This window comes from Aeromicrobium sp. YIM 150415, from assembly GCF_016918125.1.
Taxonomy (GTDB): domain Bacteria; phylum Actinomycetota; class Actinomycetes; order Propionibacteriales; family Nocardioidaceae; genus Aeromicrobium; species Aeromicrobium piscarium.
The window spans coordinates 21,317-44,532 of sequence record NZ_JAERWM010000036.1; the positions used below are offsets into that span (position 1 = coordinate 21,317).

General features: G+C 69.2%; 17 protein-coding genes. 7 read left to right on the top strand and 10 right to left on the bottom strand.

The genetic code is table 11. The annotated features are described in order from the left end of the window. On the bottom strand, nt 1-1,290 hold the full coding sequence (dctP, locus tag JL108_RS19255) for a TRAP transporter substrate-binding protein DctP (protein WP_205199717.1): 1,290 nt from the start codon (nt 1,288-1,290) through the stop codon (nt 1-3). A 239-nt stretch (nt 1,291-1,529) separates the two neighbouring features. On the opposite strand from dctP, the gene JL108_RS20080 reads away from it, so the two are divergent. After that, nucleotides 1,530-2,750 (top strand): NAD(P)/FAD-dependent oxidoreductase, encoded by a 1,221-nt coding sequence (locus JL108_RS20080; protein WP_205199718.1) that lies wholly within the window; start codon nt 1,530-1,532, stop codon nt 2,748-2,750. After that, nucleotides 2,747-3,187: a nuclear transport factor 2 family protein gene (locus JL108_RS19265; RefSeq protein WP_205199719.1), complete on the top strand. Its 441-nt coding sequence runs from the start codon at nt 2,747-2,749 to the stop codon at nt 3,185-3,187. Before JL108_RS20080 ends, JL108_RS19265 begins: the two co-directional genes overlap by 4 nt. 83 nt (nt 3,188-3,270) lie before the next feature. Here the strand turns inward: JL108_RS19265 and JL108_RS19270 are convergent, their stop codons facing one another. The 4 genes from JL108_RS19270 to JL108_RS19285 are packed head-to-tail and all read right to left on the bottom strand — an operon-like array spanning nt 3,271 to nt 11,419. Then, a complete protein-coding gene (locus tag JL108_RS19270; RefSeq protein ID WP_205199720.1) occupies nt 3,271-5,595 on the bottom strand; it encodes an arylsulfatase in 2,325 nt (774 codons plus the stop codon). 46 nt (nt 5,596-5,641) lie between these two features. Continuing rightward, nucleotides 5,642-8,173, bottom strand: a complete 2,532-nt coding sequence (locus JL108_RS19275) for a chorismate-binding protein (RefSeq protein WP_205199721.1) — start codon at nt 8,171-8,173, stop codon at nt 5,642-5,644. Next, a complete protein-coding gene (locus JL108_RS19280; RefSeq protein WP_205199722.1) occupies nt 8,170-10,392 on the bottom strand; it encodes a DNA polymerase III subunit gamma and tau in 2,223 nt (740 codons plus the stop codon). The genes JL108_RS19275 and JL108_RS19280 overlap by 4 nt, the downstream gene beginning before the upstream one ends. 52 nt (nt 10,393-10,444) lie before the next feature. Continuing rightward, complete coding sequence (locus JL108_RS19285; RefSeq protein WP_205199723.1) at nt 10,445-11,419, bottom strand: alpha/beta hydrolase; 975 nt, start codon at nt 11,417-11,419, stop codon at nt 10,445-10,447. A gap of 172 nt (nt 11,420-11,591) precedes the next feature. Between JL108_RS19285 and JL108_RS19290 the strand changes: the two genes are divergently transcribed. Continuing rightward, nucleotides 11,592-12,470 (top strand): glycosyltransferase, encoded by an 879-nt coding sequence (locus JL108_RS19290; RefSeq protein WP_307837332.1) that lies wholly within the window; start codon nt 11,592-11,594, stop codon nt 12,468-12,470. Between the two features lie 300 nt (nt 12,471-12,770). Here JL108_RS19290 and JL108_RS19295 read toward each other — a convergent pair whose 3' ends face one another. Next, on the bottom strand, nt 12,771-13,523 hold the full coding sequence (locus JL108_RS19295; RefSeq protein ID WP_205199724.1) for a glycosyltransferase: 753 nt from the start codon (nt 13,521-13,523) through the stop codon (nt 12,771-12,773). 43 nt (nt 13,524-13,566) lie between these two features. Between JL108_RS19295 and JL108_RS19300 the strand changes: the two genes are divergently transcribed. After that, nucleotides 13,567-14,799, top strand: coding sequence for a polysaccharide biosynthesis protein (locus JL108_RS19300; protein WP_143912786.1), 1,233 nt, complete (start codon nt 13,567-13,569; stop codon nt 14,797-14,799). A gap of 138 nt (nt 14,800-14,937) precedes the next feature. Here JL108_RS19300 and JL108_RS19305 read toward each other — a convergent pair whose 3' ends face one another. The 4 genes from JL108_RS19305 to JL108_RS19320 all read right to left on the bottom strand — a co-directional run bounded on the left by JL108_RS19305 (nt 14,938) and on the right by JL108_RS19320 (nt 19,163). Beyond that, the gene (locus JL108_RS19305) at nt 14,938-15,894 is read right to left on the bottom strand and encodes a glycosyltransferase (RefSeq protein ID WP_205199725.1); all 957 of its coding nucleotides are present in this window, start codon (nt 15,892-15,894) and stop codon (nt 14,938-14,940) included. Then, entirely contained in the window at nt 15,884-16,264 is a 381-nt protein-coding gene (locus JL108_RS19310) for a DUF2304 domain-containing protein (RefSeq protein ID WP_205199726.1), read from the bottom strand. Before JL108_RS19310 ends, JL108_RS19305 begins: the two co-directional genes overlap by 11 nt. Next, the gene (locus JL108_RS19315; protein ID WP_143912789.1) at nt 16,264-16,998 is read right to left on the bottom strand and encodes a glycosyltransferase family 2 protein; all 735 of its coding nucleotides are present in this window, start codon (nt 16,996-16,998) and stop codon (nt 16,264-16,266) included. Before JL108_RS19315 ends, JL108_RS19310 begins: the two co-directional genes overlap by 1 nt. 182 nt (nt 16,999-17,180) lie before the next feature. Further along, nucleotides 17,181-19,163, bottom strand: a complete 1,983-nt coding sequence (locus tag JL108_RS19320; RefSeq protein WP_205199727.1) for a DUF6541 family protein — start codon at nt 19,161-19,163, stop codon at nt 17,181-17,183. A gap of 112 nt (nt 19,164-19,275) precedes the next feature. On the opposite strand from JL108_RS19320, the gene JL108_RS19325 reads away from it, so the two are divergent. The 3 genes from JL108_RS19325 (at nt 19,276) to JL108_RS19335 (ending at nt 23,035) form a co-directional block, all read left to right on the top strand. Further along, nucleotides 19,276-20,628, top strand: a complete 1,353-nt coding sequence (locus JL108_RS19325) for a threonine/serine exporter family protein (RefSeq protein ID WP_307837333.1) — start codon at nt 19,276-19,278, stop codon at nt 20,626-20,628. A gap of 88 nt (nt 20,629-20,716) precedes the next feature. After that, nucleotides 20,717-21,877 (top strand): acyl-CoA dehydrogenase family protein, encoded by a 1,161-nt coding sequence (locus tag JL108_RS19330; protein WP_205199729.1) that lies wholly within the window; start codon nt 20,717-20,719, stop codon nt 21,875-21,877. Nucleotides 21,878-21,883: 6 nt separating this feature from the next. Then, the gene (locus JL108_RS19335; RefSeq protein WP_205199730.1) at nt 21,884-23,035 is read left to right on the top strand and encodes an acyl-CoA dehydrogenase family protein; all 1,152 of its coding nucleotides are present in this window, start codon (nt 21,884-21,886) and stop codon (nt 23,033-23,035) included. The last annotated feature ends 181 nt before the right edge of the window (nt 23,036-23,216 follow it).

Genomic DNA, 23,216 nt, shown 5'->3' on the forward strand with positions numbered 1-23,216 from the left:
TCACGAGGGGCGGTGCTCGGCGAAGACCTCGTCGATCAGCTTGTCGGTGAACGGGGTGATGTCGATGGCGTCTTCGCTGTACCAGTCATCGAAATCGTTGTAGTCGGCCTCGTCGGCGTAGCCGAGCTCCTCCGTGACGATGTCGAGCCAGCGGTTCGACGCCTCATCGAGGCTGTCGACGAAAGCATCGCCATCGGAGAAGGCCGATGAGGAACGCAGCTCCTCGAGCATCTCGTCGTTGACACCCTGCACGGCGGCCCGGGCATCCTCGGAGAAGTCGGTGAACTCGCCACCGGCGGAGGCCACCGCCTGGGCGGCCTCGACATTGTTGGGCCAGATCTTCCCCTGGATGTTCTGACCGATGAAGATATCGAGCTTGTCCCAGAACAGCTGCTGGGCGACGAGTGGCAGTTCATCCCACGTCATCTGGCTGAAGGCCATGCCACCGGGCGCGAGCGCGAAACCGGCCTCATCGTCGATGACGACGTGCGGGGCCTGCTCCAAGAACCCGCCGAGCACCGTGACGGTGGGGCTCGAGACGGTGCAGCTCACCACACCGCGCTCGAGGCTCTCGTAGAGCTCGGTGTAGGGAATCGAGGCCGGCGATCCGCCGAGAGCCTCGACCTGGCGGCTCTGCGCGCTGCCGCCCGAACCCACCGTGGCGCCGTTGATGGCCTGCAGGTCGTTGCGCTCCTCACGGCAGAAGAGGCCATTCGAGCCCGAGTTATAGATCGGCACGAGGGGGACCATCCCGTGGTCCTCCCACTCCTGCATGATCTCGGGGGTCGAGAAGGCGACCTCGTTGGGCCAGGCATTCGACTGCAGGGCGCCGACGACCGGCGTCTGTGCGGAGATGAAGCCGGCCTCGATGAGCGAGGCCGTGGCCGGATACTCGGAGGGTTCGTAGATCGGAAGCACCTGGGCGAGGTCCAGTCGTCCGTCGTTCAGGGCGTCATCGGTATCGCCCGGCGCGGCGATCGCATTGGAGTAGGCGATGTCGAAGGTGATCTTGCCACCCGACCACTCCTCGACGGCCGCTAGATAGTCCTCGACGTTCTTGCCGGTGACCGATCCCTTCGGCGCGGGCGACTGCGTGCGGATCGTGATCGGATCGACGGATTCGAAGGCGGCGATGTAGTCCTCCTTGGAGGTGCCGGGGTCAACCCCCTCGCCGCCAGCGGATCCGCCGCCTTCTCCTTGCTCAGCGCAGGCGCTGAGCGTGACGATGCCGGCGGCAGCCAGCGTCGCGAACAGGCGCTTGGATCTCTTGGTGGTACGCGTAGCGATCATGTCGTCTCCGTTTGTTGTCGGCATCCCGTGCCGTGACCTACACCTCGTGACCCCGGTCACAAGATATGCATATCATTCGCCTAGATTCAATCAACGTCAAGTTTCGGTGTTGGCTTTCTCGAAATCCGGGGCTCCAGGATCCCGTCGACCCCAGCTACACCGTCGGCAATCCCCTATTGCTGATAATGAAACGTAGCATCTAAGGTGATGCACAGCACAACCACCCATCAGGAGGATCCGTGAGCACGCAAACGGTGATCGTCGGCGGCGGCGTCTCGTCCCTCCGCCTCGCCGAACGTCTTCGTCGTGCGGGCGACGAAGACCCCATCACGATCGTGAGCGCCGAGCAGGCGATCGCCTACGACCGGCCGCCCCTGTCGAAGAGCGTTCTGCTCGACGAGAGCGCTCCCCGTCCCGATTTGACGTCCACGGAGGAACTCGAGGCCCTCGGCGTGCGGATCGTGGCCGGTCGGCGGGCTCGACGTCTCGATCGGCCCGGGCGATCCATCGAGCTCGAGACAGGCGAGGTGGTCCCCTATGACGACCTCGTCATCGCCACCGGCTCCACCCCTCGGCGCCTGCCGGCACTCGACGCAGTCGATCCCCACTACCTGCGCACATGGGACGACGCGCTGGCGCTGCGCGAGGCCGTGCACCGCTGCGCACGCGTGGGCGTCATCGGCGGGGGCGTGTTGGGCCTCGAGATCGCGGCGACGGCCCAGGCACTGAGTCGCGAGGTCCTGGTCATCGATGCCGCCCCCCACGCCCTCGCACGCCTGGGAAGCCACGACCTCGGCCGAGCCGTCACCGATCTCCATCGCGGTCACGGCGTGCACTTTCGCTTCGACGTCACCACCGAGTCTGCTGTCAAACACGCTGACGGAACCATCACGTTAAACCTCTCCGACGGGACCGAAGAGATCGTCGACGTGCTGGTGGTGGCGATCGGGGCCGTCCCGGTGACGGACTGGCTCGACGGCAGCGGGCTGGAAGGCGGTGATGGCGTGGACACCGACGCGAGCTGCCGCACGATCGATGAGCGCATCCACGCCATCGGCGATGTCGCGCGCATCGAATACGTGCCTGGCGGCCATCGACGCCTCGAGCACTGGACCAATGCCGGCGATACCGCAGCCGTGGCGGCTCGGGGCATCCTCGCCCGCCGCCGCGGCGAGACCCGTCCTGAGCTGACGGAACTGCCCTATGTCTGGAGCGACCAATACGATGTCAAACTCCAGATCCTCGGTCACATCGACGCCGGTTCTAGCCTCCTCTCGGCAGTCGAGGACCCTGAGACGGGACGCTGGCTGCGTCTCGCGACGCGTGGGCACGAAGTCACCGGGGTGGTCGGCTGGAACATGCCCGCGGCGGTGAATCGCTGCCGAGCCGCACTGATGGCCGGTATCAGCGTCGATGAGCTGCTACGGAGCACACCCTGGGAACGGAAGGCACGACGATGACCGATGACCTGCTCACCCGGATCGACCGGCTCGAGCGCCACGACCTCGCGCGATCCATGGCTGCGACCTATGCCGTGACCGTAGACGCAGGAGATGCCGAACGGATCGCGGCGCTGTTCGCTCCTGATGGCACGTTGACGATTCCGAGCGGAACCCTCACGGGCCGGGCGGAGATCGCCGCCTTCTATGCCAGCAGAGTCGCCGATGCGGATCGCCGCCACTTCGTGACGAATGTCGCGACGCACCCCACGGAGACCGCCACACAGATCGGTCTCAGCGCCTACTTCCTCTACACGAGCCGCGAACCAGGACGCTCAGCACTGGGCTGGGGTCGCTACGACGACGTGATCGACACCTCCGGGGAGTCGCCGCTGCTACTGGCCAAGACGATCACCCCCGAGGTCTTCACCGACCTCGACGACGGCTGGGCATCCTGAAACGGTTCACGAGAACGACACACGATCGCTGAGCGCCGCCCGGCTCCGCCGCGTGAGAGGGGCCGGGGCACCGTCGAGCCGACTCACTGCGTCTCGCTCCACTGCCGGCGGGCGGCCTCGATCCTCTCGAGCCGATCGGCCTCGGTCAGCTCGCCCGGCTCATAGGTCACGCTGACGAGCTCGCCGGTGAAGGGGAAGGTGCCTCGTCGCCGGTACAAATCCCATGAGACCGGCGAGCGCCGGCAGATGCCCACGTCGATGCCGTCGAAGGGCAGAAACCCCTTGAAGGCCGGCAGATCATCGGCATCGAGCAGATGCTCTCCACCCGCGACGACCGACATGGTCCAGCGCCGCTGCGGCGTGGTCTCGACCTCCAGGAGCAGAGGACTCGTCGACGGCACCTCCCGCCCGGTGATGACGTCCTCGCGTCCGTAGTCGTTGATGTACAGCCGGACCCGGCCCTCCTCGATCGCGAGAAGGTACCCGCCGCTCTGCTCACCGTGGGAGACGAGGACGCCCTCGGCCAGAGGGTCAGGGCGCCACTCGATCCGTACCGCCCACTGCGCGGCGGCGATCAGCGAACTGGAGTGATGCCGCTCCAGCGTGGGCGTGCCCGGAAGGATCCGCACCGGGCGTGGAGGCTCGCTGGGCCGGCGCAGGAGGAACTTGACACCTGATCCCTCGTCGAGGGGATACACCTGGTTGTCCCAGGCGGCTTCGTCGAAGCCCCCGATGAGTTCGCGTAGCTTGTCCGGGTGCTCCGGTGAGAGATCGCGACTCTGCGTGACGTCATCGGGGCCGAACAGCTCCCAGGGATCCTGGTCGAAGGGAACCATCGGCTTGCGGACGGTCGACGCTTCCCAGCCGTCCCGATAGAAGGACCGATTGCCGACGCACTCGGTGTACTGCTCTCGATGGCGACTGGGTACCTCACCGTCGTCGACGGTCTCACCGAAGCTGACCCCGGCCCATTCATGTCCACGGTCCGGAACCTTCAGGTCGATCAGGTCCACCAGTGTCGGCAGCACATCGGTGACGTGGGTGTACTGGCCGCGGACGACCGAACCCCGGGACGCGAACCGTTGCGGCCAGGAGACGATGAGCGGGGACTGCTGGCCTCCGCGCAGGGTACTGAACTTGTAGAGCCGGAAGGGGGTGTTGCCGAGCATGGCCCACCCCCTCGGATAGTGGGGCCAGGAGGTGGCGCTGCCCAGCGTGTCGAGGTCCTCCAAGCGGGGATCGTCCACCGAGCTGATGTCTTCCGCGGACTGCACGTAGCCGAAGTAGCTCGGCGTGCCGGTGTCGGTCGTCGTCGCACCGGGCCCTAGAGCCGCCCCGGGCTTGTCGGTCAGACGCGCGGCGCCGTTGTCACTGGCGAAGATGAAGATGGTGTTCTCGAGCTCGCCCAGGTCCTTCAGCAGCCGGCGCAGGCGGCCGACGCTCTGGTCCATATTGTCGACCATGGCGGCGTAGACCTCCATGTACCGAGCAAAGACCTGCTTCTCGCGCTGGCTGAGCGAATCCCACGCCGGGACCGCGTGTCCGGCCTCGCCGTTGCGCGGTGGCAGCGTTGTGCCCGGGGGGACGATGCCCTGCTCGATCTGCCGGTCCAGCCGACGCTGACGCAACACGTCCCAGCCCTCGTCATAGCGACCACGGTGACGCTCGATGTCCTCGCGTTTCGCCTGATGGGGAGCGTGCACCGCACCGTGGGCGAAGTACAGGAAGAAGGGCTTGTCCGGATCGGCGCCGCGAACCTCTTTGATCATGCGCTCGGCACGATCGGTCAGGTCATCGGTCAAGTAGTAGTCGTCCGGGTACTCGTCGACATCGACCACCGAGTTGCCCTCGATCATCCGATGCGGCTGGTGGAAGTTGGTCAACGCCTCCAAGAACCCGTAGTACTGGTCGAAGCCCCGCTGCAGCGGCCACGAGGAGCGATCCCCCGTTTCGCCGAGATCCTCCTCGCGGCACAGGTGCCATTTTCCGACCATCAATGTCGAGTAACCGTTGTCTGCGAAGACCTCAGCCATCGTCGGGTGGTCATCGAGCAGTTCCGAGGCATAACCGGGGAATCCCGGATCGACGTGGGTCGGGAAGGCCACGCCGGCCTGGTGCGCGTTCAACCCGGTGAGGAGTGCGGCTCGCGTCGGCGAGCACAGAGGGGTCACACGGAAGTTGGAGTACCGGATGCCCTCATCCGCGAAGGCATCCAGGTGGGGCGTGGGGATCTCACTGCCGTAACAGCCGATATCGGAGAAACCGAGATCGTCCGCCAGCATGACCACGACGTTGGGTCGCGAAGGCGATGGCGGCGTGGACTCCGGCCACGCGGGGACGGAATCGGCCATCGCCTCGCGCACCTGCCCCTGGAAACCGTCATAGGGCGTGAATGGCGTGCGCGACATGTTCGACTCCTCGATCCCACCTAATCGTGATATCTGCGATAGATTATCAGGAATTAATCCAAGACGCGAGCATCGCGTGGCCGTGGCTCGTCAGGATGGACTCGGGATGGAACTGCACCCCCTCGACTCCGAGCCCGGCGTGGCGTAGACCCATGACGATCCCGCTCGCCGTGCGCGCGGTGATCTCCACCTCTTCAGGCAGATCGTCGACGACGAGGGAGTGATAGCGCGCGGCAGCGAAGGGTGTCGGCAACCCGGCGAGAACCCCGGCTCCCTCGTGGTGGACGAGCGCGGGATGCCCGTGGACGGGGTCGGCGCGTCGCACGGTCCCGCCGAGGAACTCGCCGATCACCTGATGGCCGAGGCAGACCCCGAGCACCGGGACACCCGCCGCCACCGCGGACTCGACCGCGGCCCTGCTGGTGCCCGCGTCCACCGGCGCGCCCGGTCCTGGAGAGACGAGCAGGTGCGTGAAGTCCGCGAGATCCGGTAGCGGTACGGTCGAGCGCACCACCGATGCCTCGGCCCCCAGCTCACGGGCGTACTGCACCAGGTTGAACACGAACGAGTCCTCGTTGTCGACGACCAGCAGCCGGACATCCTCGACCCGCGCGACGGGCGGAGGTTCCGGTTCCGGCCCGCGCAAGCGCCGCGTCACCGGACCCGGCACCGGCCACCGAGCGACGCCACCGAGCGACGAGACCGGGACGATGCCGCGCAGCGCATTGACCGCGAAAGCCTCGGATGCCTGGCCGAGCTCGGCGAGCCGCATCGAGCGCTCCCGGACCGGCAGACCATGCCGGTGCGCGGCCTCGATCACGGCCTCGCGAGCTGTGCCCGGCAGGATGCGGCCGTCCAGCGGTGGCGTGTGTACGCCGTCGTCGAATACCGCGAAGAATGAGGCGCGGTCGGTCTCCAGCACCTCGTCGTTGGCGTCGACGAGCAGAGCGGCATGATCGGGAAGAGCGCCGCGGTCGACCCACTTGTGGGCGCCGAGGCCTCCCGGCAGGCGATGCACATCGAGGGCCCACGACTCCGGCGCTGGATCCAGCGGAGCGATCATGGTGTCCACACGCCCGTCCGGATGGAGCTCGACGCGAAGCCTCTGCCTGCCCGTCGCCACCGATGAGGCGGCGAGGGCGGCGCGACGTATCTCGGTCCCGGCGTCGATGCCGTAGAGCTCACGACCGCTCGCGGCCAGGCGGGCGACATGCTCGGCCAACCGCGCGGGCCGGCCGTCCTCCACCAGGACGGTGGTGAACACTCCACGCGAGGAATCGGCCGTCGACGGAGGCTCGACGAGGGCAGGCGAGGTGCCGTGGTGGCCCGGGCGGTCCACCAGGGCGGCGCCGAAGGCCGCGGCGATCGGCGCGACCTTGTCGAAACACTCCGCGACCTCGGCCATCGGATCGCTCGCCGCGACGATGCCGCCGCCGGCACCGATCCAGGCCCGGCCGTCGGCCGCCACCTCCAACGTCCGGATCGTGACATTGAGCTCCATGCCCCGGCCAGGACTCACATAGCCCATCGCTCCCGTGTACGCCTCGCGGCCGGTGGTCTCGAGTTCGGCGGCGAGGAGCTGCATGGCACGGATCTTGGGAGCGCCCGTCACCGACCCCGGCGGGAAAGTCGCCCGCAGCAGGGCGGAGTCCGGAGCGGACACCTGAGCCGTGACGTCCGAGACCAGGTGCCAGACAGCGTGGCGCTCGAGGCGGGTCAGCGCCGGCACCTCTACGCTGCCGGGCCGGGCCACGCGTCCCAGATCGTTGCGCATGAGGTCGACGATCATGACATTCTCCGCGCGATCCTTCGACGACCCGGTCAGTCGCGCGGGATCGGCGTCGAGTGGAGCGGTGCCCTTGATGGGGGACGTCTGCACGCGTTCCCCCTCACGTCGCAGGAACAGTTCCGGCGACCAGCTGGCGATCGCGCCCTGGTCGTCCGCGACGAAGGCCGCGTAGGCAGGGCTCAGCTGCTCGACCCCGTGGCAGAAGGCGTCGAGCGCATCGCCGTGCAGGCGGGTCTCGAACCGGCCGCACACATTCGCCTGGAAGATGTCGCCGGCCTCGATGTGCTCGATGGTCCGGCGCACGGCATCCGCGTGCATCTCCACACCGGGTGAGAGGCGCAGCGGCTCCAAGCTCGACGCGCGCACCTCCGACGGGGACGCCAGCGACTCGCGCAGGGCATCGATCCGGTGTCGGGGTGTTCCGGCGAGCCATTCGAGCCACCACTGTCCCTCGACACGCCGGGCGACCACATCGTAGAAACCCACGCGCAGGGCTGGTTGAGGCACCGGCCGTGGCGGCGACCCGGGAAGGTCTTCGAGGTCTCCGGCCAATCGGTAGCCCCACGAGCCGATCCATCCGCCACCGAAGTGAGGATCGAGCGAGGGGGCGAGGTCGATGGCGTCCCAGTCGTGCAGTTCGCGGACCGGATCGGCGGAGATCACCGCCTCGCCGGCCGACCATCCCGAGCCGATGAGCGCCACGATCCGGGGCCGCCCGCGCAGTCGGCGGAGCAGCTGTGTGGGCGAGTCGTCGAGCGAGAGGCGCTCACGCTCGACGACCGTGCTCACGAGGGTGGCGTGTCGTCGATGACCTGCGCGCCGAGATGCTCGGCGAGCAGCGCCTCGGCATCGGCGGAGCTGCCGTCGAGGATCGGATCATCAGGATCGACACCGGCATCGGGGTCCTCGGCCGCCTTCCGCGGCGCCGGTCCACTGCGCAGCGCCTCGCGGACCGATTCCGGCACTGCCGAGGTGGCGGGCGACGGGGGTGTCTGCTGCTGCGCCGCCGGCGCGCTCGGCGCCGAACCGCCGCCTCCCGGACCGGGCTGCGCGGAGGGATCGACGATGGCCTCGATCCGCCAGTCGACCCCGAGGACGTCGACGAGCGCCTGAGCGACGATGCGGTCCGAGCCGCTGTTCATGAAGGAGTCGCGGGCTCCGGCATTGACGAGGGCGATCGTCAGGGTCGAGCCGTCGACGCCGGTGACCTGGGCGTTCTGGCTGAGCATGACCCACGTGAACCGGCGCAGGTTCTGGATGCGATCGAGGATCTGCGGCCACAACCGCCGGACATCGGCGATCGAGAGGGCGCCGGGAGCCGACTCGGGTTCCGGCGTCGGGCCGGGCTCCGGCGTCGGGCCTGGGGTCGGCGTCGGGCCGGGCTCCGGCGTCGGTTCCGGCTCGGTGGCGGCTGGCGCGGTCGGCGGTACCTCAGCAACGTTATCGGGATCCGATGGGGTTGAAGGACTACCGCCACTTACCGGCGACTCGGCTGGTGAGGGGGCCGGGGACGCTGGCGGTACGTCAGCAACGTTATCGGGGACGGATGGGGTTGACGGGCTACCGCCACTTGCCGGAGCCTCGCCGACCGACCCAGCCCATGAGGCTGGCGGTACGTCAGCAACCTCACTGGGAGCCGATGACGTTGACCACGCACCGCCCTCGACCGGGGCCTCCGCTGGCGAGGCGGCTGGAGACGCCGGCGGTGCCTCAGCAACGTTATCGGGGACGGATGGGGTTGATGGACTACCGCCACCGGCGGAGGAGGACTGCGCGGGGGCGGGAGCCGGGGCCGGACGAGCCGGGGCGGGAGCGTGATCGGGTGCCGGGGCGGTGCCGCCGCCGGACAGGCGTCGCTCGATCCGCTCGAGTCGTGCCTGGAATCCCTCGACCGAGTTGTCGGCGCCCGGCACGAGGATCCGGGCGCACATCAGCTCCAACATCAGCCGCGGGGCGGTCGCGCCCCGGAAGTCCACGAGTGCCGTGCTGACGATATCGGCGGCACGCGTCAGCTCGGACGGCCCGAAGCCCGAGGCCTGCTGCGCGAGTCGCTCGCCGCGATCGCCGGGGACATCGAGCAGCCCGGACTCGATCGCGGTGGGGACGGCCGCCAGGATCACCAGATCGCGCAGCCGCTGCAACAGATCCTCCGCGAAGCGACGGGGATCCTGGCCGGACTCGATGACCTTGTCGACCACCGAGAACACCGTGCCGCCGTCGCGGGCGGCGAAGGCTGAGACGGCTTCGTCGAGCAGCGAGTCCGGGGTGTAGCCGAGCAACTGGACGGCCAGCTCATAGGTGACCCCCTCGGGGCCCGCGCCGCCGAGCAGCTGGTCGAGCACGCTCAGGGTGTCGCGCACGGAGCCCGCGCCCGCGCGCACCACCAGCGGAAGGGCCCGCGGATCGAGGGTCACGCCCTCGGCGGCGCACAGCTGCATCAGATACTCGCCGAGCTGCTTGGGCGGGACCAAGCGGAACGGGTAGTGATGGGTCCGCGACCGGATCGTCCCGATGACCTTGTCCGGCTCGGTGGTGGCGAAGATGAACTTCAGATGGGGCGGCGGCTCCTCGACCAGCTTGAGCAACGCGTTGAAGCCCTGCGGCGAGACCATGTGGGCCTCGTCGATGATGTACACCTTGTACCGGCTGTTGACGGGCGCGAAGAACGCGCGCTCGCGCAGGTCGCGAGCATCGTCGACGCCGCCGTGGCTCGCGGCGTCGATCTCGATGACGTCGACGCTGCCCGGCCCCCCGCGCGCGAGGTCACGGCAGCTCTGGCACTCCCCGCACGGGTCGGCGATCGGTGCCTGCTCGCAGTTGAGCGCCCTCGCCAGGATGCGCGCGCTGGTGGTCTTGCCGCACCCGCGCGGCCCGGAGAACAGATAGGCGTGGTTGACCCGATTGGCCGCGAGGGCGTGCCGCAGGGGGTCGGTGACGTGATCTTGGCCGATGACCTCGGCGAACGTCTCGGGCCGGTAGCGGCGGTACAGAGCCAGGGGTGCGTCCACGCCACGAGCCTAACCGTCGCCGGGAACACGCCCGGCGCGGACCGAGGTCGGTTCAGGGCAGGTGGCGGTCGAGCCAGTCGCCGAGGACCTCGTAGGCGTGGTCACGGGCCTCCTTGCGAGAGAGGAAGACATCGTGACGGGCTCCGGGAATCGGCACCGAGGTGACCTCATCGCCAAGGCAACCGGCCCAGCGGGCGATCTGGCGCACGTCGAGAACGGCGTCCGCGGTCTCGACCTCCTCGCTGTACCGGCTCACGATGCGCGAGCGATCCGAGCGCAGGACGAGGGACGGCACCCCGATATCGAGGCCACGGTGCAGTCGAGCCTGGCCGCGCCGGACCGCGCTGAGCCAGCCGACGGTCACCGGGAACCCGCCGAGGGGCTTCCAGGCCAACTCGTAGTCCCACTCGCCGCCGCGCGAGGTGTGCAGGCTCGACCCGTAGGCCTCCGCTTCGGGCAGCTTGAGGACGAGACCGGGGCGCACTCGCGCGGCGAGCCGGATCGCCTGGGTGCCCACGCCGCGCATCCACGGCGCACCCTGCAGATCGAACCACGGGCTGTTGAGCATGATCCCGGCGATACCGGTGTCGCCGCTGCCGGTGCCGCGGCGCATCCGATGCAGCCACAGCGGGACGATGAGCCCACCGGTCGAATGCGCGGCGAGATAGACCGGGAGACCCGTCTCCTCGCGGACGATCCGCAGCGACTCGTCGAGCTCGGCGTCGTAGTAGGCGAGATCGGAGACATAGTGCGCGGTGTGCCCGTCGCGCAGGGAGCGGCCGCACTTGCGCAGGTCGAGCGAGTAAAAAGCGACGCCGCGATCGGCGTAGAACTCGGCCATCGCGGTCTGGAAGAAGTAGTCGGTGAAGCCGTGCACGTAGATCACCGCGGCACGCGGCGAACCCGTGAAAGCCCGCCGCACCAGGGTGGCGGTGATCGTGCCCTCGCCGTCGGGGTCGTCGCCGAGTTCGATGACGTGCCGTTCGTACGGCTCCCCGAGCAGGTCGGTGGTCCAGTCGACGCTCATGTCCGCTCCTTTCGCCGTCGCCAGGATAGGTCTCCACGCCTCGCCGTGGTGGCGCTTCGGCGAACCGACACCGATGCATCGCGGTCGCCATAGCCACCACAACGCATCGGCGTCGGTCCCGCCCGTGCGCCATCGCGAGGACGGTGCCCGTGGAGGGGCTAGGGTGCGGACTGTGGCTGCCGTCGACATCGTCGTGCCCTACTGGGGCGACCCGGACCTGCTCGCGCTCACCGTGGACTCGGTGCTGGCGCAGGATGACGACGACTGGACGCTGACGATCCTCGACGACCATTACCCGGACCTCACGGCCTACGAGCGCTACCGCGACGATCCGCGGATCACCTACGTCCGCCACGAGGAGAACATCGGGATCACGGCCAACTTCGCGCAGGCGGCACAGCGGGCGAGCGCCGACTATGTCTGCATCCCCGGCAGCGACGACCTCCTCGACCCCGGCTTCGTGCGCATCGTCAAGGGGGCGATCGAGCGACATCCGGGGGTCGACGCGGTGCAGCCCGGGGTCCGCGTGATCGATGAGCACGGTGCTCCCTCGTTGCCCCTGGTCGACCGGGTCAAGCGGCAGCTGCTTGCGCCACGCGGGGAGACGGTGCTCGCCGGCCAGGATCTCGCGACGAGCCTGATCCGCGGCAACTGGCTCTACTGGCCTTCGCTGACCTTCCGCACCGAGACCCTGCGACGGCATGAGTTCCGCGACGGGTTCCCGGTGATCCAGGACCTCGCCCTGCTGATGGACATCGCCTTCGCCGGGGGGTCCCTCGTCTACGTCCCCGAGCAGGCCTTCGTCTACCGACGCCATGAGGGCAGCGCCTCGATGGCCGCGCTCACCGGCGGATCGCGGTTCCGCGATGAGCGACGCTACTACCGCCTCGCTCATCGCCTGGCCGTCGAGCACGGCTGGAGACGCACCGCGCGGGCGGCCAGGATCCGGATCTTTTCGCGACTGCACGCGGCGACGGTGCTGCCGGGAGCGCTGCTCAGGCGCGACCGTGCCGGCATCGCCTCGGCGATCACCCACCTGGCGGGCCCCTGACCGACGATCGCCCCGACCCCGGTGGCGGTAAGTCAGCAACCCTTCCGCTCCGAGAGCGGTGCGCCCTCAACGTTATCGCTCCCCGATGGGGTTTAGGGCCTACCTCCGCTGCCTGTCCCCAGCGCCCGGTGTGATGCTCCGAACGGCAGTGATCACTCCGGTGGCGGTAGAGCATCAACCCCATGCCGACCTGGTGAGGTTGATGGCCTACCCCCACGGACGAGGTGAGGTTGATGGCCTACCGCCACGGACGAGGTGAGGTTGATGGCCTACCCCCACGGACGAGGTGAGGTTGATGGCCTACCGCCGGCGACGGGCCTCGAGTGCGAGGCGGAGGAGCATGAGCCGGGCCCGCAGCACCGGGACGATCGAGCGCGGCCGGGAGGTCGAGGCGTTCGTCTCGTGGAGGCGGCGCCACACCACGACATCGTCGAGATGGCGGATCGAGCCGTCGACATTGGCGACCGTCGCGATCCACAGATCATGGGACTCCGACAGATAGGAAGGCAACGGCAGCACCCGGTCCAGTGCCTCGCGTCGCAGCGCCATCGCCGAACCGAAGTAGGGGATCACGCCGACCCAGATGCGCAGCAGATTCCGCCCGTGCTGACGGGACGTGCGCGACCGCAACAGCCAGGGACGCCGGCGCACAGGCGACGGCAGCGGCTGTCGCCCATCGAGGTCCACGACATTGCCCACCGCGACCTCGGCATCGGCCAGCCCCGCCACGAGCGCCTCGACACGCCCGGGGGGCCACACATCGTCCTGGTCGCTCAACACGAGGTACTCACCGCGCGCGGAGCCCATCGCCTGTCCGAAGGCGCCGACATAGCCGAGATTGCGTTCGGTCCGCCGGACCTCGATGCGGGGGTCATCGCGCTGTGCGAGCAGTTCCAGCGTGCCGTCCGTGCTTCCGTCGTCGACCACGACGACCTCGTCGGCATCGCCCAACTGCGCGAGGATCGAGTCCAGCTGCTCATCGAGGTAGGCCGCACCGTTGTAGGTGGCCAGGCACACGCTCACGCGAATCCGCTCCGCCGCCCGCTCACCCATGGTTCCCCTCTCGCTGCGATGCCCCACCGTAGACTCCTCGATCATGGGACGGTCGATCACCACGAGGCTAGCGGCTTTCACCGGTGGTCCCGTTCTCGCGGCCCTCGCGCCGCTCCTGATCATCCCCGTCATCACCCGTGCGACGGGCGCCGGCGGATGGGCGAGCTTCGCCGCCGGGCAGAGCGTCGGCCTGATCGGCATGATCGTCCTGACCTTCGGCTGGGGCATCGTCGGACCGGTCCGGATCGCCCAGCATCCCGACCCGACGGATCGCGCGCGCATCCTCCTCGAGAGCCTGGTGACGCGGGCCGTCGCGGCGGCGGTCGTCCTCCCGGTATCGGCGCTCGTGGCCTGGTGGGTGGCGACCCCCGACTATCGCCTCGCCGCGGCCGCCATCGCCGTGGCGACCGCGGCGGCCGGTTTCACTCCGGCATGGTTCTGCATCGGCGCCGGTCAGCCAGGCCTGCTGACGGTCTACGACGTGCTGCCCCGGCTCGGCGCCGCCGCCGTCGGTGCGGCGCTCATCTTCCTGACCGGTGAGATCGCCTGGTACGCGGTGGTGCTGGCCCTCAGCTGTGTCGTCGCCTTCGGCTGGCACGCCCGGGTGACCATGCGCGACCACGACCTGGGGCACCTCGATGCCGCCGAGATCCGCATAGCGCTGCGTCGGCAGGTGCCGACGGCGGCCATCGACACGGTCTCCAACAGCTACGGCTCGACGCCCACACCGATCGCGACCGGCAGTCTGGCGACCTCCGCGGCCGACAGCTTCGCGTCCGCGAACACGATGTACCGCTTCGGGCTGATCGCCGTCGTCGCCTTCGGCAATGCCTTCCAGGGCTGGGTCCTGGAGCCCGATGCGGATGATCCACGAGCCCGGCACCGACTGGCCATCGTGGCGCACGGCGCGCTCGGGGTGGCCGGAGGCATCGGGCTGGCCGCGCTGGGACCGTGGGCGAGCTCGATCGTCATGGGCGCGGACAATGCGGCGACCTGGACGGCGTCGGCCCTGTTCGGCGCCGCCTTCTTCGCCATCTCGTTCACGACACCGTTCATCCGCAACGTCATGATCCCGCACGGACGGTACCGCTATGTCTTCGTCGTGACGTGCGCGTCCTCGCTCGTCGGGCTCTCGGTGATGCTCGCCGGGGCGGCGATGAGCGCCATGGAGGTCATCGCGGGAGGTATGGTCGCCGCCGAGCTGGTCATCATGGTCGCGATCGTCGTCCCGGCGCGGCGGCTGCTCGCCGACCGCACGCCATCGCGCAGGGCATGACCTCTCCCGCCACGGGTCGGTGAGTCAGCGTCCGTTCCCCGATCGGGGCGGTTGCTCAGCGTCCATGTCGCTCGGACGGATGGACGCTGACTCACCGCCCCCGACGGAGGAAGGACGCTCAGTCACCGCCCATGGGGGTCAGCCGCGGTCCACCGGTTCGAGGGCCCAGCGCACGTCTCGCAGACCGGGTTCGAGCTCAGCGGGGACACGTCCCATCGCCGACCCCTTGCGACCGTCGCGCCAGCCGCGTCGGGCCGCGGCCCACACCGGACCGCGGGGACGCGCGTAACGCAGCACCTCGACGAGGTGCAGGATCTCCATAAAGGTCTCAGCCGCGAGCCGGGCAGGAAACCGCCGCCCGTACATGCGGTTGACGACGCGCCGGTTCCGGACCCGGTAGTAGTACCGGAAGGGCGTGCTCAGCGTGATGATCGGCGGCAGCGGCGACCCGCGGAAGCCTCCCGACAGCAACGGCCGGCGATACGCGGCGCCGAGATGGTGGTGCAAGGCCACCCCGGGGGCGGCGATGGGCGCCAGTCCGGCGCTCAGCGCCCGCAGCTCCAGCTCCTCGTCGACGAGGTCGATGAAGAACTCCTCGCGCATCGCGCCGATGCGCTCCCAGGTGGAGCGTGGAAGCAGCATGCCGGACTGGATGGTGCGAATGGCGATGAGCGTGCCGTCCTCGGCCGTCCGGCTCACCTGACGGATCGTCGCCCAGAACTCCGGCACGACGAAGGCAGGGTCGATCACCCCACGTGCGGTCGCCCGGTCGAACTCGTCCGACAGCCCGGCGACGAAGTCCGCCGACGGCAACGAGTCCTGATCGAAGGTCACGACCCGATCGGCGCCGCCGTCGAAGGCGGCCTGGATGCCGCGGTTCAGCGCCGCCGCGATCCCCGCATTGCGCGGCTGACGGAGGAGGTCGACGTCGTCTCGTTCCTCGAGCGCGGCGAAGACCTCGGCATCGGGCGCGGGCGTGCCGTCGTCGACCACGACCACGCGGACGGTCTGCGCCGCGATCGCGTCGAGATGGGTCAGCAGGGAGCGGTCCGGGCCGAAGACCGAGACCACCGACCAGGTCGCCTCACTCGTCATCGGGCTCCGCCTCCGCGTCATCGGTCGGTGCGACGACCTCGGTGCGGCGCTCGAACTCGGCCCGCAGCAGAGTGACCTCCTCGGCGACCCGGCGGATCTCGTCCTCGGCCCGCGAGAGCTCCCACGAGAGGTGGAGACAGACGCCGAGCAGCATCGCGATGCCCATCGCGAAGAGCAGGTTCGACGGCACTTGCACGCCGGCGATCGAGGAGAGCCAGCCGAGCAGACCCGGCACGAGCTCCAGGATCAGCATGGCGACACCGATGACGATCCAGAGGACCGCGTACTTCTCCTGCAGCTGCCGCCGGAGCAGCATCGTGACGACCGCGACGATGAACAGCACCGTGAGTGCGGTGATGGCGATGAGCATCAGAGGGTCTCCTCGCGAGCGCCCACCGGCTGTCGCAGCATCGCGAACACCAGCGCGAAGACCGAGCGCAGCAGATAGATCATCGCCCCGATCGGATGCTGGCTGGGATTGCCGTGACGCCGCTGCCGCATCTCCACGGGCACCTGGGTCACCGTCAGTCCGGCCCCGAGGGCCGCGACGAGCGAGTCGATCGTGTCGCCGAGGTACTCGGCCGGGTAGTAGGTGACGTATTGCCGGATCGCGCGCCGGTTGGCCGCCCGGAAGCCGGAGGTGACGTCGGTGAGCCGGGTGCGCGCGAGCCGGGACAGGACCCAGGCGAGCAGGATCATCGCCCAGCGTCGAGGGCCCCGGACCGTGTAGCCGCCGCGATCGGCGAACCGCGCCCCGATCGAGATATCGGCCTCGTTCAACCCCTCGAGCACCCGCACGATATCGGCCGGATCGTGCTGCCCGTCCGCGTCGACCTGGATCGCGCGGTCGTAGTCGTGGCGTTCGGCGTAGCGAAAGCCCGTGCGCATGGCACCGCCGACGCCGAGATTGAAGGGCAGCTGGAGCACGACCGCCCCGGCCTCGCGCGCCTCGCGCGCCGTGTGGTCGGTGGATCCGTCGTCGACGACGACGACGTCGAAGTCGGGCGTCGCCGTGAGGATCTCGCGCACCGTGCCACCGATATTGTCCTGCTCGTTCCAGGCGGGGACGATCACCAGCGTGCGCGGGAATGCCAGGTCTGTCATCTCAGCACGAGCCTAATGGACCGGGGCACCCGGCAGCCGCATGACCGTCCCGGCCGGGTGGCGGTGGGTCGTCGACCTCTTCCGCGCCGGCGGCGGTAGACCGTCAACCTCATCGCCCCTCGATGAGGTTGACGACGTACCTCCGCTGCCCCGGAAGGGTTGACACCGTACCGCTCTCACGCTCACTGCTCACAGATCGTGACCCGCTCGAGGGTGACATCGCCCTCGCGGGCGACCTCCTGCACCGTCGGCGGGGCGAGGCCGTTGAGTCCGCGGTACATCCTCGGGTACTCGTCGGGGTGGTGGAAGCTCAGGACATAGACCTCGCCACCGAGATCCTCGACCGCATCGCACACCTGCTCGCGCACCCGCGGACTGGAATCAGCGCGGTTGAGCTGGGTGCGGATGGTCTCCTCGTCGTCATTGGCGATCACGTACATATACGCCGGGGCGACCCTGACCCCGGTGAGCGCGTAGACGAACGGGGTGCCCGAGCGCGGTTCGCCGATCAGCAGGGCATCGTCGGGCACCAGATCCGGGATGCGCTGGATCATCGCCCACTCGTCGGCATTCACCAGATACGAGTCGGAGGTGATCGTGTAGGCGTTTCGGGCCCAGTGCAGCGCCGGGTTGACGGCCCGCTGGTAGGCGACCAGGACACCGAGGAGCACGACGATCGCGAGCGTCACCCGCGCCAGCCTCGCACGCCCGCGGGCCGAGGACATCCCCACCCGGCGGGCCAGCCAGGTGATCGCGGCCATCCACCAGCGCGCCAGCGCGACGAAGCCGAGGATCGCCGGAACCATCGCGCTCACGGCGGTGACAGCCACCACGCGCAGGTTGTCCTGGAAGAAGACACCGGAGACGAACCAGCGGAGGTCGCCGGCGGGTGCTCCCACGGTGATCACGAACAGCGCCCCGATGACGACCCAGACCGCGACGAAGGCGAACCGCCGCTTGAGCACGAGCAGCACGAGCCCCACGATGATCGCCACCGACACCGAGACGGGGATCGGGCTGAACACCTGCGAATTGGTGGCCAGCTCCCACGCCGCGCCCGGCAGTTCGCGATAGGGCGACCACGGCGACTCGTCGCGCGGCGGCCGCATCACGGACCACGCCGTCGCGGTGACAGCGACCAACACGAGGGTCACGACCGTGGCGGTCACCAGCGCACGACCCCGCTGCGAGGACCGGACCGCCCACTCGAAGACCGAGACGGACGCGAGGACGACGGTCAGGAGCGCCCACACGAGGGCGGTGTTGGGGTGCGCCAGCAGGAGCCCGGGCAACGAGGCGCCCAGCACGAGGAAAGCGGTGCCACGTGTGACCTCGGGCTGGACCCCGCGCACGCGAAGGAGGACGGCGGTGAGCCCCAGCATCGCCGGCAGCAGCGAGACCCCGAGGAAGTTCGGGTACAGCGTGCCGTAGTTGAGCAGCAGGAACGGGAAGGTATGGAAGCAGCAGGCGAGCGCCGCGCCTCCGACGGCTGCCAGGATCCGGTGCCGGCTGACGACGAGCCCGAGGAAGATGCAGCCGCTCACCCAGCCGACCGTGGCGACCGCGATCATCATCGCGTTCGAGGCCTCGGGCAGGCTCACCCCGGTGGTCTGGGCGACCAACGACAAGAAGCCGTGCCACGCGGCCGGGTACAGGCTGGCGACGCCGTCGAGGCTCGCGAAGCCGGAGACGTGGAAGGCCGAGGCATTGCCGGTCTCCATGGCGTAGCGCGTCGCGCCGAGGTGGAAGGCGTTGTCGAAACGGATCGAGAAGGCCGAGGGCGTGCCGGGGATGCGCGCCACCAGATAGGTCATGTAGAGCGATCCGAGGACCCAGGCGACCAGGCTCGGCCACGGTGAGACCGGACGCCCTCGCCACGCGGGTGGACGTTCGAAGGCGCGCAGACGGCGCACGAGGCGATAGAGCGCCCCTGCGATCAGGAGCAGGACGGCCCACGTCAGCACGACCGGCAGCAGGCCCCACCGCAGGCCCACCCACGGCGCCACGATGGCGGATCCGGCGACGACGGTCACGCTGATCGGCACGCCCGCCGCGAGGATGCCGAAGCCACGCACGCCCAGGGCGGCCGCGAGGGTCGCTCCGGGGAGCACCAGCAGGGCCGCCGCCACGATGACGGCCGGCACCAGCATGATCCAGTCGAGCACGCGGGCGTCCTTTCGAAGTGAACCGGTGGTTCTTCCCGGCATGCGGCCCGAACCCGGCTCGCCGGCCCGACCCCGCCTGTCGAACGTAGCCGACGCCGCCACAATGGGAGCCGTGGACACACCGAGGCGGACTCTGCGCATCATGGACCTCGCGCTCCGCGTCGGCGAGACCCTCCTGGCCAATGGCGCGGGAACGGCCGATGTCCAGGCCACGATGTCGTCGATCTGCCACCATTTCGGGCTCCGCGGTACCTACGTGGATGTCACCTATGTGATGCTCACGGTGATGCATCAGGAGAACATCGACGATGTTCCCCTCGCGCTGCGTCGCAACGTCAACCACCGGGAGACCGACTTCGAGGACCTCACCGATGTCGACCACCTCGTCCGGCGCCTGCTCGCCGACGAGGTCGACCTGGACGAGGCGCGTCGTGAGATCGCCACCATCTCCACCCGCGGGCACACCCGCCCCCGTTGGTCGGTGCTCGCGAGCGGCGGCCTGCTGAGCGCCGGAGTCGCGTTCATGATCGGCGGCGACTGGATCGTGGCCCTGATCGCGACCGTCGCGGCCTGGCTCATCGAGCTGATGCGCTGGCGGCTGGCGCGCTTCCGGCTCCCGGACTTCTACGTGCAGATCGCGGGAGGTCTCTGCGCGTCCCTGCTCGCGGTCGGTACTGCCGCACTGCACGTGCCCGTCAACCCCTCGCTCGTGATCTCGGCCAATATCGTCGTGCTGCTCGCGGGGCTCGGCTTCATCGGCGCCATCCAGGACGCTCTGACCGGGTACTACCTCACGGCAGGTGCGCGCATCTTCGAGGTGATGCTGTCGACGGCAGGCATCATCGTCGGGGTGAGCGGCGGGATCATGGCCGGCGGCTGGCTGGGCGTCGACATCTCCAATCAGACATCGCTGCCCCCGCTGTCTCAGCTGCTGGCGGTGACCTTCGGCGGCGCCATCGCGGCGATGACCTTCGCCCATTCGACCCACGCGCCATGGCGCACGCTGCTGCCGATCGGCCTGATCGCCGGGGTCGGCGCGTCGATCTTCGTGGCCGGCGTCAACGCCGATGTCGACCGCGCCTTCATCGCGGCGGTCGCGGCGATCCTCATCGGCATCGTCAGCTATCCCGTCGCTCGCTGGTGCCGCGTCCCCGCCCTGGTCGTGGTGGTCTCGGCGATCGTGCCGCTGCTGCCCGGTCTGACGATCTACCGTGCGCTCTCGCAGCTGGCGGAGAACAACCTCTCGGGCATCTTCCAGGGGATCACCGCGACGGCGATCGCCGTGGCGCTGGCCGCGGGTGTGATCTTCGGCGAGTACCTGGCGCAGCCGCTGGCCCGCGAGACCCGGCGGCTGGAGCGTCGGCTGGCCGGGCCGCGCCTGGTCGGGCCGTTCCGCGACAAGGGGCGGCGACCGAAGCAGATCGTGCCCGGCGGTGGTCCGCGACCGCGTCGGCGACCGCGCTGATCCTCGCGAACGACCCAGCTTCCGCGTGCCAGAACCATCGGCTACCGTTCAGTAGGTAGTCAGCGCCCAGCCGCGAGGGAGCACCGTCATGAGATTGCAGTTGTCGCCCGAGGACGAGAAGTTCGCCGGGGAGCTCCGAGAGTTCTTCACGACTCAGATCCCCGAGGAAATCCGCGAGACCGTTCGCGCCCGCCGGGAGTTGTCCAAGGAGCAGATGGTCGAGAGCCAGCGCATCCTCAACGATGCCGGACTCGCCGTGCCCCACTGGCCCGCCGAATGGGGCGGCAAGGACTGGACTCAGCTCCAGCGTCACCTCTGGCACGAGGAGATGGCTCTCGCCTGCGTCCCGGCTCCGCTGACCTTCAACACCAACATGGTGGGTCCGGTCATCGCCGCCTTCGGCTCGCAGGAGCAGAAGGAGCGCTTCCTTCCCGCCACGGCCAGCCTCGACATCTGGTGGTCGCAGGGCTTCTCCGAACCCGACGCCGGCTCCGACCTCGCCTCACTGCGCACCGTCGCGGTCCGCGACGGTGACGAGTACGTCGTCAACGGCCAGAAGACGTGGACCACCCTCGGCCAGTACGGCGACTGGATCTTCACCCTGGTGCGCACCAACCCCGAGGCCCCCAAGAAGCAGCAGGGCATCAGCTTCCTGCTCATCGACATGACCACCCCAGGCCTCACCGTCCGGCCGATCGAGCTGCTCGACGGCGGGCACGAGGTCAACGAGGTCTTCTTCGAGAACGTCCGCGTGCCGGCCGAGAACCTGGTCGGCGAGGAGAACAAGGGCTGGACGTACGCCAAGTTCCTGCTCGGCAACGAGCGCACCGGCATCGCCTCGGTGGGCGCCACCAAGCGCAACCTCGCGACGGTCAAGGAGCACGCGATCGGCCTCGGGCTGCTCGAGGATCCCGCATTCGCCGGGCGCATCGCCGACCTGGAGAACGAGCTGCTCGCCTTGGAGCTGACGGCGCTGCGCGTGGCCGGCAACTCCGCCGATGGCAAGCCCGATCCGGCCTCCTCGATCCTCAAGCTGCAGGGCTCGGTCCTGCAGCAGGCCGTGACGGAGCTCGCGGTCGATGTCGCCGGTCCGGCGTCGATCTCCTCGGGTGCGGGCGACGACAGCACCGTGCCCGAGTGGGCGCGGCTCGCGACCCCGACCTATCTGAACTACCGCAAGACCTCCATCTACGGGGGGTCCAATGAGGTGCAACGCACCATCATCGCCGGCACGATCCTAGGACTGTGAGCTGACATGGACTTCAGCATCGATTCCGAACAAGAGGCCCTGCAGAGCGCCGTCCGCGGGCTCATCGCCAAGGCCTACGACTCCTCCGAGACCCGTCGGGAGGTCGTCAAGGCCGATCCGGGCTACGGCGAGGGCACCTGGCGCAAGCTGGCCGAGATGGGCATCCTCGGGCTGCCCTTCGACGAGAAGCTCGGCGGCATGGGCGCCGGGCCCGTCGAGGTCTCTCTCGTGGCCGAAGAACTCGGTCGCGTGCTCGCGCCCGAGCCCTTCGTCGAGTCGGTCGTGCTCGCGGGCGGTCTCATCGCCGCGGCAGCCGACGAGGCCCAGGCCGCCGACCTGCTCACGCCGCTCGCCGAGGGCACCAGTCTGCCGATCCTCGCCTGGTTCGAGGCCGGACGTCGCTGGAACGCGTCCCCGGCGGCCGTGACCGCGGCACGCTCCGGTGACACCTGGATGCTCTCGGGCGTCAAGGAGCCGGTCCCGTGGGGCGCCCGCGCGGATGTCCTGGTGGTGAGCGCGGCGACCGAGGCAGGTACCGGCCTGTTCGTGGTCGACGGCGACGCCACCGGGCTCGACCGCGCCGGTTACACGACCCATGACGGACTGCGCGCCGCCCGGGTGACCTTCGACGGCACGCCGGCGACGCCGCTCGGCGATGTGAGCACCGACCAGTCCATGTTGCTGGGCCGGGCGCTCGATGCCGCTCGGATCGCCTACGCCCACGAGGCCGTGGGCGCGATGGAGACGGCGCTGCAGACCACGGTGGGCTACCTCAAGACCCGCAAGCAGTTCGGCGTCACGCTCAACACCTTCCAGGCGCTCACCTTCCGCGCGGCCGACATGTACACGGCGCTCGAGCTGGCGCGCAGCACCGCCGCGTGGGCGACGATGGTCCTCGACGCCGCGGCCGAGGGCGCCGAGGTCGATGTCGAGGCAGCCGCCGCGCAGGCGGCGCTCCAGATCGGCCGGGCCGGTCGCCACGTCGGCCAGGAGGCGATCCAGCTGCACGGCGGCATCGGCGTGACCGCCGAGTACAGCGTCGGTCACTACACCAGCCGGCTCACGGCCATCGAGCATCTGATCGGCGACGACGCTCACCATCGTGCTCGCCTGGCAGCGACGGTGTCCGATCACGAGGTCCTCGACCCGATCGGCTGACGCCCCAGGGCCGCCGCATCCCCGCGAGCGGTGAGCTAGCACGCACCCGAGGCCGGCTGGTTCTAGTGGTCGAAGCAACGGGTGGTCAGGCTGCCTGGGTGAGGAGCCTGTTCAGCCGGGTGGCTGGGGTGTCGAGGTCAAGGGTAGGTCGGGGACGTGCGTTCAGGCTGTCCTGGGCGTT

What these genes read in the sequence shown, in the direction of transcription:
- dctP (WP_205199717.1), bottom strand. Translation starts at nt 1,290, where the DNA reads ATGATCGCTACGCGTACCACCAAGAGATCCAAGCGCCTGTTCGCGACG.
- JL108_RS19265 (WP_205199719.1), top strand. Translation starts at nt 2,747, where the DNA reads ATGACCGATGACCTGCTCACCCGGATCGACCGGCTCGAGCGCCACGAC.
- JL108_RS19270 (WP_205199720.1), bottom strand. Translation starts at nt 5,595, where the DNA reads ATGTCGCGCACGCCATTCACGCCCTATGACGGTTTCCAGGGGCAGGTG.
- JL108_RS19285 (WP_205199723.1), bottom strand. Translation starts at nt 11,419, where the DNA reads ATGAGCGTCGACTGGACCACCGACCTGCTCGGGGAGCCGTACGAACGG.
- JL108_RS19295 (WP_205199724.1), bottom strand. Translation starts at nt 13,523, where the DNA reads ATGGGTGAGCGGGCGGCGGAGCGGATTCGCGTGAGCGTGTGCCTGGCC.
- JL108_RS19300 (WP_143912786.1), top strand. Translation starts at nt 13,567, where the DNA reads ATGGGACGGTCGATCACCACGAGGCTAGCGGCTTTCACCGGTGGTCCC.
- JL108_RS19305 (WP_205199725.1), bottom strand. Translation starts at nt 15,894, where the DNA reads ATGACGAGTGAGGCGACCTGGTCGGTGGTCTCGGTCTTCGGCCCGGAC.
- JL108_RS19310 (WP_205199726.1), bottom strand. Translation starts at nt 16,264, where the DNA reads ATGCTCATCGCCATCACCGCACTCACGGTGCTGTTCATCGTCGCGGTC.
- JL108_RS19315 (WP_143912789.1), bottom strand. Translation starts at nt 16,998, where the DNA reads ATGACAGACCTGGCATTCCCGCGCACGCTGGTGATCGTCCCCGCCTGG.
- JL108_RS19330 (WP_205199729.1), top strand. Translation starts at nt 20,717, where the DNA reads ATGAGATTGCAGTTGTCGCCCGAGGACGAGAAGTTCGCCGGGGAGCTC.
- JL108_RS19335 (WP_205199730.1), top strand. Translation starts at nt 21,884, where the DNA reads ATGGACTTCAGCATCGATTCCGAACAAGAGGCCCTGCAGAGCGCCGTC.